General features: G+C 69.9%; 11 protein-coding genes and 1 pseudogene. 8 read left to right on the top strand and 4 right to left on the bottom strand.

Annotation, left to right across the window (positions count from 1 at the left end; genetic code table 11):
- Window positions 1–24 precede the first annotated feature (24 nt).
- From J4H86_RS25475 to J4H86_RS25490, 4 genes and pseudogenes are all read left to right on the top strand, one after another.
- Window positions 25–864: a tryptophan 2,3-dioxygenase gene (locus J4H86_RS25475; protein ID WP_236540853.1), complete on the top strand. Its 840-nt coding sequence runs from the start codon at window positions 25–27 to the stop codon at window positions 862–864.
- Window positions 865–881: 17 nt separating this feature from the next.
- Window positions 882–2,111 carry a kynureninase gene (gene kynU / locus J4H86_RS25480; protein ID WP_236540854.1) on the top strand — a complete coding sequence of 410 codons (1,230 nt, stop codon included), beginning with the start codon at window positions 882–884 and terminating at the stop codon, window positions 2,109–2,111.
- 948 nt (window positions 2,112–3,059) lie between these two features.
- Window positions 3,060–3,350, top strand: a pseudogene (locus tag J4H86_RS25485) (transposase); the annotation flags it as partial.
- 708 nt (window positions 3,351–4,058) lie between these two features.
- Window positions 4,059–4,400, top strand: coding sequence for a hypothetical protein (locus J4H86_RS25490; protein WP_236540855.1), 342 nt, complete (start codon window positions 4,059–4,061; stop codon window positions 4,398–4,400).
- Between the two features lie 63 nt (window positions 4,401–4,463).
- On the opposite strand, the gene J4H86_RS25495 is transcribed toward J4H86_RS25490, so the two are convergent.
- The 3 genes from J4H86_RS25495 to J4H86_RS25505 are packed head-to-tail and all read right to left on the bottom strand — an operon-like array spanning window position 4,464 to window position 7,995.
- Window positions 4,464–5,780 carry a dihydrolipoamide acetyltransferase family protein gene (locus J4H86_RS25495; protein WP_236540856.1) on the bottom strand — a complete coding sequence of 439 codons (1,317 nt, stop codon included), beginning with the start codon at window positions 5,778–5,780 and terminating at the stop codon, window positions 4,464–4,466.
- Entirely contained in the window at window positions 5,777–6,841 is a 1,065-nt protein-coding gene (locus J4H86_RS25500) for an alpha-ketoacid dehydrogenase subunit beta (RefSeq protein WP_236540857.1), read from the bottom strand. Before J4H86_RS25500 ends, J4H86_RS25495 begins: the two co-directional genes overlap by 4 nt.
- Window positions 6,838–7,995 (bottom strand): thiamine pyrophosphate-dependent enzyme, encoded by a 1,158-nt coding sequence (locus J4H86_RS25505; RefSeq protein WP_236540858.1) that lies wholly within the window; start codon window positions 7,993–7,995, stop codon window positions 6,838–6,840. Before J4H86_RS25505 ends, J4H86_RS25500 begins: the two co-directional genes overlap by 4 nt.
- 133 nt (window positions 7,996–8,128) lie before the next feature.
- Between J4H86_RS25505 and J4H86_RS25510 the strand changes: the two genes are divergently transcribed.
- The 4 genes from J4H86_RS25510 to J4H86_RS25525 all read left to right on the top strand — a co-directional run bounded on the left by J4H86_RS25510 (window position 8,129) and on the right by J4H86_RS25525 (window position 12,580).
- Window positions 8,129–8,596 carry an Lrp/AsnC family transcriptional regulator gene (locus J4H86_RS25510; protein WP_236540859.1) on the top strand — a complete coding sequence of 156 codons (468 nt, stop codon included), beginning with the start codon at window positions 8,129–8,131 and terminating at the stop codon, window positions 8,594–8,596.
- Between the two features lie 103 nt (window positions 8,597–8,699).
- Window positions 8,700–10,505, top strand: coding sequence for an ABC-ATPase domain-containing protein (locus J4H86_RS25515; protein WP_236540860.1), 1,806 nt, complete (start codon window positions 8,700–8,702; stop codon window positions 10,503–10,505).
- Window positions 10,506–10,576: 71 nt separating this feature from the next.
- On the top strand, window positions 10,577–11,494 hold the full coding sequence (locus J4H86_RS25520) for a proteasome assembly chaperone family protein (protein ID WP_236540861.1): 918 nt from the start codon (window positions 10,577–10,579) through the stop codon (window positions 11,492–11,494).
- A 9-nt stretch (window positions 11,495–11,503) separates the two neighbouring features.
- Complete coding sequence (locus J4H86_RS25525) at window positions 11,504–12,580, top strand: quinone-dependent dihydroorotate dehydrogenase (RefSeq protein ID WP_236540862.1); 1,077 nt, start codon at window positions 11,504–11,506, stop codon at window positions 12,578–12,580.
- A 4-nt stretch (window positions 12,581–12,584) separates the two neighbouring features.
- Here the strand turns inward: J4H86_RS25525 and J4H86_RS25530 are convergent, their stop codons facing one another.
- Complete coding sequence (locus tag J4H86_RS25530; protein WP_236540863.1) at window positions 12,585–14,105, bottom strand: polysaccharide deacetylase family protein; 1,521 nt, start codon at window positions 14,103–14,105, stop codon at window positions 12,585–12,587.
- Window positions 14,106–14,192 lie beyond the last annotated feature (87 nt).

Raw genomic sequence — 14,192 nt, forward strand, 5'->3', positions numbered from 1 at the left:
GTATCCGACGAGGAGGTGTGAAGGATGCCAGTCACGGACCGACAGCGGCGCGACGATGACCCCACCCTGGACTTTCGTGAGGGAACGCCCTACGCGCGCTACGGCGGCATCGACACGCTGCTGAGCCTGCAACACCCGCGTACGGCCCAGCCAGCGGAGACAGGCTTCCTCATCACCACCCAGGTGATGGAGCTGCTGTTCAAGCTCCTGGCGCACGAGTGGACGCAGGCGCGGGACGCACTGGAGGACGACCAGGTACCGACCGCCCTGGCCGCGCTGCGTCGGTCGAGCCGGGCGCAGGAGGTCCTGGTGGACTCCTGGGACCTGTTGGCCGCGCTGACTCCCGGAGAGTTCGCGGCGTTCCGCGACGGACTGGGAGAGGCCTCCGGCGTCCAGTCCGGCACGTATCGGGAACTGGAGTTCCTGCTGGGCAACAAGTCCGCCGCGATGCTTCGCCCACACCGGGACTCGCCCGGAACACTCGCCCGACTGCGGGCCGTCCTCGCTGAGCCAAGTCTGTACGACGCCTCTCTGCGGCTGTTGTCCCGCAGGGGCGTCGCCGTCCCGCATGACCACGTGGCCCGGGACTGGACCCAGCCCTATGAGAGCGACCCAGGCGTGGAGGCCGCGTGGGCCACGGTCTACGCCGAGGAGTCGCCCGACAACGACGCGTCGCAACTCGCCGAACTACTGGTGGACACCGCCGAGCGGGTGACACGCTGGCGGCAGCGCCACCTCCTCGTGGTGCGCCGCTCCCTCGGGGCGAAGCCGGGAACCGGCGGTTCCAGCGGGGTGGAGTGGCTGCGTCGCAACGCCGAGCGCGACGTCTTCCCCGAACTGTGGTCACTGCGGAACACGATGTAACCGGACCTGGAGGCGATGTGAGCGCACAGAGGGACGAGTGTGTCCGTCGGGACGCGGCCGATCCGCTGTCCTCCTTACGGGAGGAGTTCGTCCTGCCCGACGGAGTCATCTATCTGGCCGGAAACTCTCTCGGGGCGTTGCCGCGCTCCGTCCCGGGGCGCGTTGGCGACGTGCTCGAGAAGGAGTGGGGCCAGGGGCTCGTCGGTAGCTGGAACGCCGCCGGCTGGTGGGAGGCACCCCGACGCATCGGCGCCCGTGTCGCCTCCCTCGTCGGAGCGGAGCCGGCCGAGGTGGTGGTCGGCGACGGCACCTCGGCGAACCTGTTCAAAGCGGTCGTCGCCGGGATGCGCCTGCGTCCCGACCGTCGCGCCGTCGTGGGGGAACGGGGGAACTTCCCCACCGATCTCTACATCACCGACGGGGCCTCGGAACTCCTCGGTGTCGAGCATCGCCGCGTGGATCCGACGGTGGAGGGGATCACGAGCGCTCTCGCCGAGGGCGACGTCGGTGCGGTCCTGCTGAGCCACGTCGACTATCGCACCGGCACCCTCCGGGACATGCGCGCGTTGACCGCGTTGGTGCAGGAGCACGACGCGGTGATGATCTGGGACCTCTGCCACAGCGTCGGCGCGGTGCCGCTGGAGCTCTCCCGGTGCAACGTGGACTTCGCCGTCGGGTGCACCTACAAGTACCTGAACGCCGGACCGGGTGCCCCCGCCTTCACCTACGTCGCGACGCGGCACCACGGCACGGCCCGTCAACCGCTCACCGGGTGGCACGGACACGCCGCCCCGTTCTCCGCCGCAGACGCCTACCATCCGGCCCCGGGCGCGAGCGCCTTCCTCAGCGGCTCCCAACCCATCGTCGCCGACGCCGCGCTCGAGGCGAGTCTGGAAGTGTGGGAACAGGTCGACCAGTCGGCCCTCCGCGCGAAGAGTCTCGCCCTCACCGACATCTTCATCGAGGGCGCGCGAGCCGCCGGCTTCGAAGTCCTGACCCCTCTCGACCACGCCCATCGGGGAAGCCAGGTGGCCCTGCGCCACCCCCACGCCTACCCCATCGTGCGCGCCCTCGCGGCCCGAGGCATCGTCGGTGACTTCCGCGAACCCGATGTCCTGCGGTTCGGCTTCGCCGCCCTCTACCTCCGCCACGTCGACGCCTACGACGCGGCCTCCGTTCTGGGAGAGGTCGTTCGCTCCGAAGAGTGGCGCGAAGAACGCTTCCAAGCGCGCTCCACCGTGACCTGAGGCGGTGACCAGGAGGGCGCGGCGGGGAACGTGGCGGGGGCGGCGGCGTCCCACCGCCGGAGGCGGACGTCCCCGGCAACCTTCCGGTACGGCGGTGTGCTGACCATGCGAGTTGGTGACGCTGGCTCTGCTGGAAAAGGTTGGCGGGCCGTCGGCCTTGGTGTGGATGCCTGGCCTTGGCTCGCTGTGTTGCCGATGATGGGTGGCCGATGCGTCATGCGGCCGAGCGTTCCAGGTCAGCTCGATCACCGCTGGCGGGCCTGGTCGATGTTTCTGGCCGCCTGCACCTTGCCAGGGCGCACCAGGAGTCGCCGTGAGCGCCGCGTGGTCACGCTCCGGCACCTGCGCCGGTGGGGCCGGTCCGGATCGCCGGACAGGCCATCGCACACGCCGTCCGCCACGAACCCCGACTCGGCACCCTTTTCCTACACACCGCCCTGGACGGCCAGACTCGCCTGGCCTACACCGAACTACTCACTGACGGGAAGAAACAGACCGGGGTGGGTTCTAGGCACGCGCCGCCGCCTACTTCACCTCAGTCGGCATCACCTTCGAACGCTTCCGGCGCACCTGACCGATGAAGGCCTACAGCCGCCCCGGCCACACCTCAGAAACCCAAGACCGCGAAGCGTTCCCGTCGTGGTCACACCGCTACAACCACTGTGAGTCGTGGGGTGGCTGGTCTGGGACCGGCCGGTCAGAGTAGGCATCGGTCGCTTCGGCTGAGTTCCCCGCGAGCAAGGCGGGTGTGGCCCGCGCGCTCGCCTGGGCCGCCCACAGTACGGCGGCGACCTCGCCGCCCTGTGGGTGATCGAGTGCACCACGACGCTTGGCGCCCAGCTCACACACGCCGTGGCCGGGGCCGGATATGAGGTCCTGGAGGCGTAAGGATCGCCGAGGCCACCTTGCCGCTGGAGGAGGACCAACAGCCGCTGCGCCGCGACCGGTCTGCTGGACAAGGGCGGGATCGGCCCGGTCGCCGCAGAGGTCTGCCTGACCGTCTGATCGCACCATGCCCGGGTTCGCTCAGAGCCACCTTTGCCTGTCCGGCTGGGTGAACCCGATTCCCGCATCGTCGGGCAACACGATCCGTCACCGGCTCAACCGGGAGGCGACAGGCGCCTAAATCGCGCCTCGCACATTGCGACCATCACCCGCGTGACCCACGACCCCGCCACCCGCGATTGCGTGGAACGCCGTCGCGCTGAAGAGCGCACCAGGAAGGAGATTCGACGCTGCCCGCATCCTCGGGGGTGGACACCCAGCTCCGGGCGGTGGGCGCGATTTCCCCTCTGGTGATGGGAAGGGGAGTGCGTAGGATGGGCGTATGGTGCGGCTGCTGATTCTTCTCATCGCCGTCGGGATCGTTGTCTGGGTGGTCGCCACGATCGTCCTTCGGTTCGCACCGGGTGGGCCCCGGCCTCCGGAGGCGGACGGGGACGAGCCGCCCGCGGGGCCCAACGGCGGCTGGGACCCTCCACCGCCAGGTTCGCGCTGACCGTCATCGGTCATCCGGGCCCGAGGACGAGAGAGTCCGCCGTGGATGGGAAGAACCCCACCCATGGAACAGTCCACGTTTGTCCTCCTCCTCGCTGGCTGGTTTGGTTTGCTCTTCGTTCTCTCCCTGATCGTTCGCCGTCAGCGTGTCCGGGACGGTGTCAGACGTGGGAGTTCCCCTTCCTCGGGGGGTGACGGTGGTTCCTCGGGTTCGTGGAGCCCCTTCGGTGGGGACAGCGGCTCGAGTGCCGGTGCCGGTGCCGGTGCCGGTGACGGCGGTGGGGGCGGTGGTGGATCCTAGTCGGTGACCGTTCCGACGCCGACACCTCGCCTCGGCCGTATCTCCCGCCACTCCGGTGGAACGCGGGTGTCCCTCGGCGCATCGGGGATTCTCGCTCTTCGCTCCCTGACACGCTGGCGATGCCGTCGCGGCAGGAGGATACTGCCGGCATGAGTGCGATTCCGATGTGGATTCTTCTCGCCCTCGTGGGCGTGGCCATCCTGTTCGTCGTCGGTGCGGTGGCGTTCGCCCTCGTGCTCGTCACACGACGGAGCAAGGGAGCACCGCGACACGGGGGGTACGGCGCGGCCCCCTACGCGCCGCCCAACCACCAGCGGCGCCCGACGTACGCGGACGGGGGACACGCGGGCTTCGCCGGAACCTCCGGCGCGTCGGTGGACGGTGGGTGGAGCCCCTCCGGTGACGGCGGTGCCTCGGGCAGTGGCGGGTTCGGCGGTGACGGCGGCGGAGGCGGAGCTGGTGATGGCGGTGGTGGAGGCGGGGGTGTGTGACGTTCCCCCGCCCCATGGGGGAGAGGGAACCGAGACGGTTACCGCCGCTCCGTGGTGCCTCCCTCAGAACTCTCCGAGTAGGGCACGTGGGTTCTCCATGTGGTCGGCGACGAACCGCAGGAACCCGCCGGCCACACCGCCGTCACACACCCGATGGTCGAACACCAGGGTCAGCGTCGTCACCGAACGCGGCACGACCTGCTCGCCCTCCCCGGTCTCAACGATCCAGGGCCGCCGGGTGATCCGGCCCATCCCCACCATCGCGGCCTCAGGGTGGTTGATGATCGGCGCGGAGCCGTCGACACCGAACACGCCGTAGTTGTTCACGGTGAAGGTGCCGCCTCGGTATCGGTCCGGCGGGAGTTCACGGGCGCGCGCCGCGCTGACCGTGTCCGCCACGGCGTGGGACAGGTCGCGCGTCGTCATGGTTCCCGCGTCACGCACCACCGGTACCACCAAGCCGTGTTCGGTGTGCGTGGCGACCCCCAGGTGGATCCCCTCGTGTCGCAGGATCTCACCGCCGGACGTGTCGACGGTGGCGTTGAGGACCGGATATCGACGGAGTCCCGCGACGCAGATCCGGGCGAGCAGCCCGAGCACGCTCACCGGGTGGTCGGGTGCCGCAGCGTTGATGGCCGCGCGGGTGGCGAGGAACTCCGTGGCGTCCACGTCGACCCAGACCGTCGCCTCGGGAATCTCCTGCCGGGACCGGGCGAGGTGCTCGGCCATGGTGCGCCGCGCGCCCCGCAGCGGGATCCGATGGACCGCTTCGTCCACGGTCCGCGCGTCCGGGCCCGGGGCGGAGCTGGCGCCATTGACAGCTCCGACCCGGGCCGCGATGGCCGCCTCCACGTCTCGACGCAGGACGAGCCCGCCCTCACCCGTGCCAGCCAGGGTGGTCGCGTCGATGCCGTGTTCGCGGGCGATCCTGCGCACGAGCGGCGAGACCACCGCGACGCGGCCGGTCGCCACCGTCGTGGACGGCCCGTGACCGTCGGACGGCACCACGGGCACTCGTGAGGCCTGGACTGGGACGTCGCCCCGGCCGGCGGTGGAGCCGGTCCGCCGGCGCGTGCCGTAGCCCACCAGCACCGGGCCGGACCCCTCCTCGTCGTCGGTGTCCGAGCTGGACGTGGCCGCGTCCTCGGTGATGGTGATCAGGGGTGAGCCAACCGGCACGACCGTGCCCGCGGGGGCGTGCAGCCGGGTCACGGTCCCGGCGTACGGGCACGGAACGACCACGGAGGTCTTGGCGGTCTCCACCTCCACAACGGGCGCGTCGACGGCCACGGCGTCACCCTCGTCGACCAGCCACCGTAGGATCTCCGCCTCGGTGAGCCCCTCTCCCAGGTCCGGAAGGGCGAAGTCCCGTCCCGTCACGACGCACCCCCGGTCGAGCCGGCGGTGTGGGCGACGCCCGCGGAGACCGCAGCCCGATCCTCGCCGTCGGTGGCGGTCCACGCGGACTCCCACTGCAGGCGGCGTACCGCGTCCAGGACTCGCTCCGCCGACGGCAGGTGCAGATCCTCCAGTTTGGGCGGCGGGTAGGGGATGTCCAGACCACACACCCGCAGGACCGGGGCCTCGAGATAGTGGAAACACTGCTCCGACACCCGGGCCGCGACCTCCGCGCCGTACCCCACGAAGCCCTGCGCCTCGTGGACGACGATCGCGCGCCCCGTACGACGTACGGACTCCGTCACCGTCTCGTCGTCGAACGGAGCGAGGCTGCGTAGGTCCAGCACCTCAGCGGAGTAGCCGTCCTCCGCGGCCAGGGCGGCGCCTTCCTCCGCGATCTCGACTGTCGCGCCGTAGGCGATCAGGGTCAGGTCGGTGCCCTCGCGGCGGCGCGCCGCGCGGTCCAGCGCGGCTCCGGGATCGGTGGTGTTCACCGGTCCCTTGCTCCAGTACAGGCGCTTGGGCTCGAGGAAGATGACCGGGTCGGGGCTGGCGATCGATTCCCGCAGCATCGTGTAGGCGTCGGCGGGCGTGGAGGGGCTGACGACGCGCAGGCCCGGGGTGTGGGCGTAGTAGGCCTCGGACGCGTCCGCGTGGTGCTCCACCCCGCCAATGCCGCCTCCGTACGGAATCCTGACGACCACCGGCATGGACACCGCGCCGCGAGTCCGATTGCGGAGCTTGGCGAGGTGCGACACCACCTGCTGGAAGGCGGGGTAGGCGAACGCGTCGAACTGCATCTCGACGACGGGCCGGAGGCCGTTCATCGCCATGCCGATCGCGGTGCCCAGGATTCCGGCCTCGGCCAACGGAGAGTCGAAGCACCGCTCCTCACCGAACTCCTCGGTGAGTCCGTCGGTGATGCGGAACACGCCGCCGAGGATCCCCACGTCCTCCCCATAGACCACGACGTCGGGGTCCGCGCGCATGGCGTCGCCGAGCGCTCGGTTGAGCGCCGCCGCCATGGTCAGGGTCTCGCTCATCGCCGGACCTTTCCTACCCGCGCCACCCGCTGCCGCTGCGCTTGGAGCAGGGGCGTGGGGGTGGCGTACACGTTCGCGAAGAGGTCGGCGGGGTCGAGCTCGTCGTCATCGGCCATGCGCTGGCGCAGGGTGTCGGCCAGGAGTTCGGCGTCGGTGTCGATGCGGGCGCGGACCTCGTCGTCCAGGTGGCCTTCGGCGCGCAGGAGAGTCTCCAGTCGTTCGATGGGGTCGCGGGAGCGCCAGTAGTCGACCTCTCCCTGGTCCCGGTAGCGGTGAGCGGGGTCGGCGTTGGTGTGGGGCTCCATCCGGTAGGTGCGGGCCTCGATCAGCGCGGGGCCGCCGCCCGCGCGTGCCTCCCGTAGGGCGTGCGCGACGGTCGAGTACACGGCGGCGGCGTCGTTACCGTCGACGTGGTAGGCGTTCATGCCGTATCCGACGCCCTTGTGCGCGAGGGTCGGCGCCTTCGACTGCTTGCTGACCGGCACACTGATCGCCCAGTGGTTGTTCTGCACGAGGAAGACGACGGGGGCGTTCCACATCGCGGCGTAGTTGTAGGCCTCGTGCGCCTCGCCCTCGCTGGTGGCCCCGTCGCCCATGAGGACGAGTGCCGCCGTGGTCGCCGTGCTGCCCTCCTCGCCACGCTTGCGACGGGCGGCGTAGGTCAACCCCACCGCGTGGGAGGCGTTGGTGGCCAGCGGTGTGCACTGCGGGGCGCATCGGTGGGCGTGCGGGTCGTACCCGCAGTGCCAGTTCCCGCGCAGCAGCGTGAGGACCTCCACGGGGCCGATTCCGTGCGTGACCGCGGCGACGCTGTCACGATAGGTCGGGAACAGCCAGTCGTGGTCGGACAGGGCCAACACCCCGCCGACCTGGCACGCCTCCTGTCCCATCGATGACGGATACACGGCGAGACGTCCCTGTCGGGCGAGGGTGCTGGCTTGGAGGTCGAACCGTCGTCCGATCACCATCGCCCGGAACAGCGCCCCCAGCGTCTCGGGAGGGGGAGGAGAGAAGCTGGAGTCGCTGACCCGTGTGCCGTCGTGATCCACGAGAGTGACCGGTCGCGACGACGGAAGCGGCGGGTCCGCGACGACCTCTGGTGGGGCGAGTCGCGTTGTCCGGGGCACGGCGCGCGGGCCGTTCGTACGCTCCATGTCTTGAATATGAGCCAAATTCTCCCATAGTGTCGATAAGATCCTGCGAACACTGGACGATTGATCAATTCCATGCCACTTAGGGGCAACATGTCTGGAATGTCCAGTAAGTGGACGGCGTGGGGAGAGACAGATGGCTAGTGCCCTCGATGCGGTCGACCGCCGGATCATCGACCTCCTGTGCGAGGACGGACGCATGTCCATCCGGGCCCTCGCCGACAGGGTGCACGTTTCCCGAGCGAACGCCTACGCCCGCCTCAACCGGCTCCGTGACGACGGTGTCATCACCGGATTCACCGCTGTGGTCGATCCGGAGCGCTACGGCCTGGGCCTCGCCGCCTATGTCTCCCTTCGTATCGAACAGCATTCCTGGGAACGGTTCCGCAACTACCTCCGCGACATTCCCGAGGTCGACCACGCGGCACTCGTGTCTGGCGATGTGGATCTCCTTCTCCGCGTTCGGGTCACCGACGCCGCGGCACTGCGCACTTTCGTTCTGGAACGCCTCCAACGAATTCCCGAAGTGAAGTCGACCCAGACGATGTTCATTCTGGACGAACCCGCGCTGCGTGGATCGCGAGCGGAAAGCGACGAGCCCTGAACCCGAAGCGGCGCGGAACCCGCGACGCGCAACTAACGTTTCCCCGCCCGCGACCACGTAGCATGCCGGAGAGTATCGACGTGATCATCGGTGAGGGGGAACGGTGCCGGCGCGAGACGGGGGGCGTGGCCCCGGCGGGCGGGAACGACACGGCGGAGGCCGGGACGGGCACGGCGGCGGGCGCCGGGGATCCCGCCCCGAACCGGAACGGATCCAGGGACGCAGGGACGAGGCGCGACTGCGCGACGAACTGCGCCGCATGGACGGTGGCCCCTACGGGCGCTACAAGTCGCTGGTGGGGGACTGGGACTTCGGCGAGTTCACCGTCAGCGTCGACAAGGTCCAGGCCGACCCCTTCGCACCCCCGACCCGGATCTCGGTGTGGGTTCCGGCCGACGTCGCCGAGCTGCCCGTCGACGCCTGGCGGACGCCCGTGCGGCGCCGGGCCACCGCCGACTATCTCATCCGCCGCGCACACCGGGAACTGAAGGGGGCCCGTCTCCGCATCGACGCCGGGGGCCAGCAGGTCATCGACCGGGCATCCGGCCAGATCGTGGACGGGGGGATCCGCCTACGCCTGGGCATCGAGCTGCCGGGCCACGGGCGCCGCATCGACGGACGGGCCGCCGAGCGGGAGCTGTGCGACCGACTCCCCGAGGCGGTGGAATCCCTGCTGTGGTCGTCCCTGCGCGAGGACGGCAAGGTCGAGGAGGCCGTCGCCTTCGCCGACACGGTGGAGGACGCGACGTCATTGCGGGCCCAACTGCCCGAGCTCGGCCTCGTCGCGTTCGTCGCTGACGGGTCCGTCCTGCCGCGCCGCAGCGGCGTGAGCGACGAGCCCATGCGGGCCAACGGCGGCGCGCCGGTCCCCTTCGACTCGCCGTCGTCCCTGCGCGTCACCGTGCGCGTCCCCCACCGGGGCGAGGTCACCGGCCTCGGCGTCCCCGAGGGCATCACCCTGATCGTGGGCGGCGGATTCCACGGCAAGTCCACTCTGCTGCACAGCCTGGAACGCGGCGTGTACGACCACGTCCCCGGTGACGGCCGGGAACTTGTGGTGACGCGGGAGAGCGCCGTCAAGATCCGTGCCGAGGAGGGGCGCCGCGTCGAACGAGCCGATGTCAGCGCCTTCGTCGGCGCCCTGCCGACCGGTGCCGACACCGCGGACTTCTCCACCGACAACGCCTCCGGATCCACGTCCCAGGCCACCAACATCGTCGAGGCACTGGAAGCGGGCGCGGGTGTCCTGCTCGTCGACGAGGACTCCACCGCGACCAACCTCATGATCCGCGACGCCCGGATGCAACGCCTCGTGCACGGTGACCGGGAACCACTTACACCGTTCGTGGACCTCGTCCGCCCCCTACGCGAGGGACACGGGGTGTCGACCGTGCTGGTGATGGGCGGGAGCGGCGACTACTTCGACGTGGCCGACCACGTGATCATGCTGGACGGGTACCACCCCTTCGACGTCACCCAGGCGGCCCGCGCGTTGGCCCAACCGCGGGAGGACTCCCCGTTCCCTGCGCCCGCGCACCGTGTCGTCGACCCCGGCAGCGTCGACGCCACCGCCCGTGGGCGCAGCCGGATCAAACGTCGCGACATGGACGTACTCACCTTCGGTGAGCACGACATCGACGTTCGGCACCTGACTCAGCTCGTCGACCCGAGCCAGGTCATCGGCATCGGCCTCGCCCTGCGGTCCCTGGCGGAACGGGGGCACCTCGACGGCGAACGCGACCTCGCTTCGGCCTTGGACACACTCGAGAGGGCGCTCCTCGACAAGGGCCTCCCCGAGCTGGCCGGCGGCTACGTCGGTGACTACGCTCTCCCGCGGCGCTACGAGGTCGCGGCCGCGTTGAACCGGTTGCGTTCGCTGCGCGTACACCGGTTGCGGCGACCAGGCTAGGGCTCTGGCGACAGCCCGGATCGGTATCCTTGAGCGGATCGACAGCAGTGGATGAACGGAGAAGACCCTCGGTGCGAGATCCAGCGGACCTCTACGAACTTCGGACGGATCTGCCCGAGCTGACTGATCCGGTCATGCTCGTGAGTCTCGACGGGTTCATCGACGCCGGCGGCGCGGCCAAACAGGTCGTCACCCGGCTGTTCGAGGACACCGAGTACGAGCGCCTCGCGACGTTCGACGTCGACACGCTGATCGACTTCCGCTCCCGGCGCCCGGTCATGGACTTCGCCGACAAGTCCTGGGTGTCCTACGACGACCCCACCCTCGGCGTTTACCTGATGCGCGACGTCGAGGAGGCACCGTTCCTCCTCCTACACGGCCCCGAGCCGGACCGGGACTGGGAGGCCTTCGTTCGGGCCGTCCAGGACATCGGGGAGAAGCTGTCGGTGCGCCTCAGCGTCGGCTTCCACGGCGTACCCATGGCCGTCCCCCACACGCGACCGAGCACCGTCACCGCCCACTCCACCCGAACCGAGCTCGTCGAGGAACACACGTCCTGGATGGGCAAGATCCAGGTTCCCGGGAGCGCCGCGGCGCTGTTGGAGTACCGGATGGGACAGTCCGGGAAGGACTTCGTCGGCTACGCGGTGCACGTCCCGAGCTATCTCGCACAGTCGGAGTACCCGCGCGCGGCGCTCAAGGCCGTCGAGTGCGTCACCGAGGCCACCGGCCTGCAGCTTCCCACTCAGGTGCTGCGGGAAGAGGCCGAGCGAACCGACGCGGAGATCGAACGTCAGGTCGCCGACTCCGAGGAGATCCAGCGGGTCGTGCACGATCTGGAGGAACAGTACGACGAGTACCTCGCCGCCCGGGACAACCTCAACGGCGACGCAGAACTCTACACCGAGGGGTCACTCCCGACGGCCGACGAGCTCGGTGCTGTCTTCGAACAGTTCCTCGCCGACCGTGATCCCGGCGACGAAAGCTGAGCACCCCTTATGGTGTACGACGTTGTCTTCCGATCGTTGCTGCGCCGGCTGGACGCCGAGGGCGCGCACCGCGCGGCCTTCGCCGCCCTGAACCGCGCGGCGGCCCTGCCCGGAGCGGAGGGTGGGGCCCGTCGGGTCCTCGGTCCCTCCGCCACGGCGCGTCCCGTGCGCGCGCTCGGCCTGGACTTCCCCGGCCGCCTCGGGCTCGCCGCCGGGTTCGACAAGAACGCCGAGGGCCTGCCCGCGTTGGCGGCGTTGGGCTTCTCCTTCGTTGAGGTGGGTACGGTCACGGCCCAGCCCCAGCCGGGAAACCCGCGGCCGCGCCTGTTCCGGCTGGTCGACGACCGAGCCCTCGTCAACCGGATGGGCTTCAACAACGACGGCGCGGAGGTCGTGGCCGCACGCCTCCGCCGATTCCGCCTGATCGAGCATCCGCCGATGGTCGTCGGCGTCAACATCGGAAAGACCAAGGCGGTCCCCGACGAGGAGGCGATCGACGACTACGTCACCAGCGCGCGGCTGTTCGCCACCCTGGCCGACTACCTCGTCGTCAACGTCAGCTCGCCCAACACCCCCGGACTGCGTGACCTCCAGGCCGTGGACCGACTCCGACCGCTGCTGGTCGCGGTCCGAGAGGCGTTGGACGGCGCGGGTGGGGCCGAGGTGCCGCTGCTGGTGAAGATCGCGCCGGACCTCGCCGACGACGACGTGGACGCCGTGGCCGACCTCGCCATCGAGCTCGGTCTGCACGGGATCATCGCCACCAACACCACCATCAGCCGCGAGGGCCTGCGGTCCTCGCAGGAGACCATCGAAGCGGTCGGAGCCGGTGGACTCTCGGGCGCCCCGCTGGCGGCCCGATCCACCGAGGTGCTGAGGCGCCTGCGGGAACGGGCGGGCGCCGGCCTCACGCTGGTCGCCGCCGGCGGAATCGAGACACCCCGCCAGGCCTGGGAGCGTGTCGCCGCGGGTGCGACCCTCGTCCAGGCCTACAGCGGGTTCATCTACGGAGGACCACTGTGGCCCCGCCGGATGAACCGTGGGCTGGAGAGGCTGACCCGCTCTCGGGGCGGGAGCGACGCCTGAGGCCTCAGGCGTCGTCGTCGCTCTCATAGACCTCGCCGGGTTCGGTGTCGCCGAGGAGCTGGGTCACCGTCACCAACTGGTAGTCCTCCTCCAGCGCCTCGAGGATGTCCGGCATCGCGTCGATGGTCGTGGAGTGGATGTCGTGGAAGAGGATGATCCCGCCCGGGTGAGCCCCGGAGATCGCGCGGTCGGACACAACCGAGGCGTCCTTGTCCTTCCAGTCCAGCGTGTCCACACTCCACATGATCTCCGCCATGCCCGCGTCGGCCATCACCGACTGGACGGCGGCGTTCGACGCCCCGTACGGCGGACGCATGATGTGTGGCGTGTACCCGGTCTCCCGACGGATGATCGCCTGCAGCGGTTCGGTCTCGTCCACCACGCCGCTGTCGGACAGCGAGGGGAGCTGCGGGTGAGTCATCGTGTGGTTGCCCAGCTCGTGACCCTCGGCGTAGATACGACGCAGCGTCTCATGGTCGTTGTCGGCGGGACCACCGGTCACGAAGAACGTGGCCTTGGCGTCGTGGTCGTCCAACATGTCGAGCAGTTCGCCCGTCCGCTCCCCGGGGCCGTCGTCGAACGTCAGCGCGAGACAGTCGACGTCCTCGTCCGAACAGTCCAGCGCGTCGTCCGCGGGAGGGATCATCCCCGGCGGTTCCCTCAGGTCGGCCGGCTCCTCCGGCGGTTGGGCGATGTCGACGGTCTGCGGTGGGCTCGTCGCGGCGTCCAGGGCGCGACGCCCCAGGTCGGAGAGGAGTGGCTCAGCGTCGGCGCGGTCGACCACGGCGTGGATCCGTCCCGCGTCGGGATCGGCGATCAGGCCTTCGTCGAACTCCGCCACGAGGTCGCCCGCGGCGTTGAACCCGAGTGAGTCGAAGGTCCGCGCGATCGGCCACACGAGGTCGGGATCGGCGCCGTCGTCACCCTCCTCGGCGGTGGCCTCCTCCGTGACCAGGGTCGCCAGTCGTTCCAACGCCGCGTAGTTGCCGATCAGCTCGGTGGAGTCGGCCGTGTTGCCCGACACCGCGTCGTACCAGAAGGTCTCGAACGCGGAACGCTCCCCGTCGGAGTCCTTCTCCACCGTGTGCAGGCGAACCCCGACGACCTCCGTGGACACCGCGGTCAGTGCCCACTCCACGTCGATGCTCTCGGCCCCCGGCACGGCGGCGACGAAGTCGTCCACGATCCGTTCGGTTATGTCCTCCAGCTCGGAGACGAGTGGCTCGGCGTGGGGAAGCTCCGGTACGGCGGTTTCCACCGTGACCCCGGACACGGACTCGCTGGTGGTCAGCTCGCCGACCTCTCCGAGCACCGCGGGGTCGACCACGGTGAACTCGTCCCGAGGACCCTGCGCGGCGTCACCGTCGTTGGTCTCCTCGGGGGTCGGCTCGTCATCCGGCGTCTCCGGGGAACACGCTGCGGCCACCAATACGGCGGCGAGCGCGGCGGAGAGCAGTGCCCATGGTCGAAGAGGAACGGCGGACGTACGGACACGGCGGAACGAGGATGACGAACTCACAGACATGCACGGCTCACTTGGCTATGCGCGGGCGGACCAGAGGGGCGCGGGGCAACGCGTGGCGAATGAACGCATCAAGCCTAGTGCAGTCAC

Origin of the sequence: Spiractinospora alimapuensis, assembly GCF_018437505.1 — a bacterium.
Taxonomy (GTDB): Bacteria; Actinomycetota; Actinomycetes; order Streptosporangiales; family Streptosporangiaceae; genus Spiractinospora; species Spiractinospora alimapuensis.

What these genes read in the sequence shown, in the direction of transcription:
- J4H86_RS25475 (WP_236540853.1), top strand. Translation starts at nt 25, where the DNA reads ATGCCAGTCACGGACCGACAGCGGCGCGACGATGACCCCACCCTGGAC.
- J4H86_RS25490 (WP_236540855.1), top strand. Translation starts at nt 4,059, where the DNA reads ATGAGTGCGATTCCGATGTGGATTCTTCTCGCCCTCGTGGGCGTGGCC.
- J4H86_RS25500 (WP_236540857.1), bottom strand. Translation starts at nt 6,841, where the DNA reads ATGAGCGAGACCCTGACCATGGCGGCGGCGCTCAACCGAGCGCTCGGC.
- J4H86_RS25505 (WP_236540858.1), bottom strand. Translation starts at nt 7,995, where the DNA reads ATGGAGCGTACGAACGGCCCGCGCGCCGTGCCCCGGACAACGCGACTC.
- J4H86_RS25510 (WP_236540859.1), top strand. Translation starts at nt 8,129, where the DNA reads ATGGCTAGTGCCCTCGATGCGGTCGACCGCCGGATCATCGACCTCCTG.
- J4H86_RS25525 (WP_236540862.1), top strand. Translation starts at nt 11,504, where the DNA reads ATGGTGTACGACGTTGTCTTCCGATCGTTGCTGCGCCGGCTGGACGCC.
- J4H86_RS25530 (WP_236540863.1), bottom strand. Translation starts at nt 14,105, where the DNA reads ATGTCTGTGAGTTCGTCATCCTCGTTCCGCCGTGTCCGTACGTCCGCC.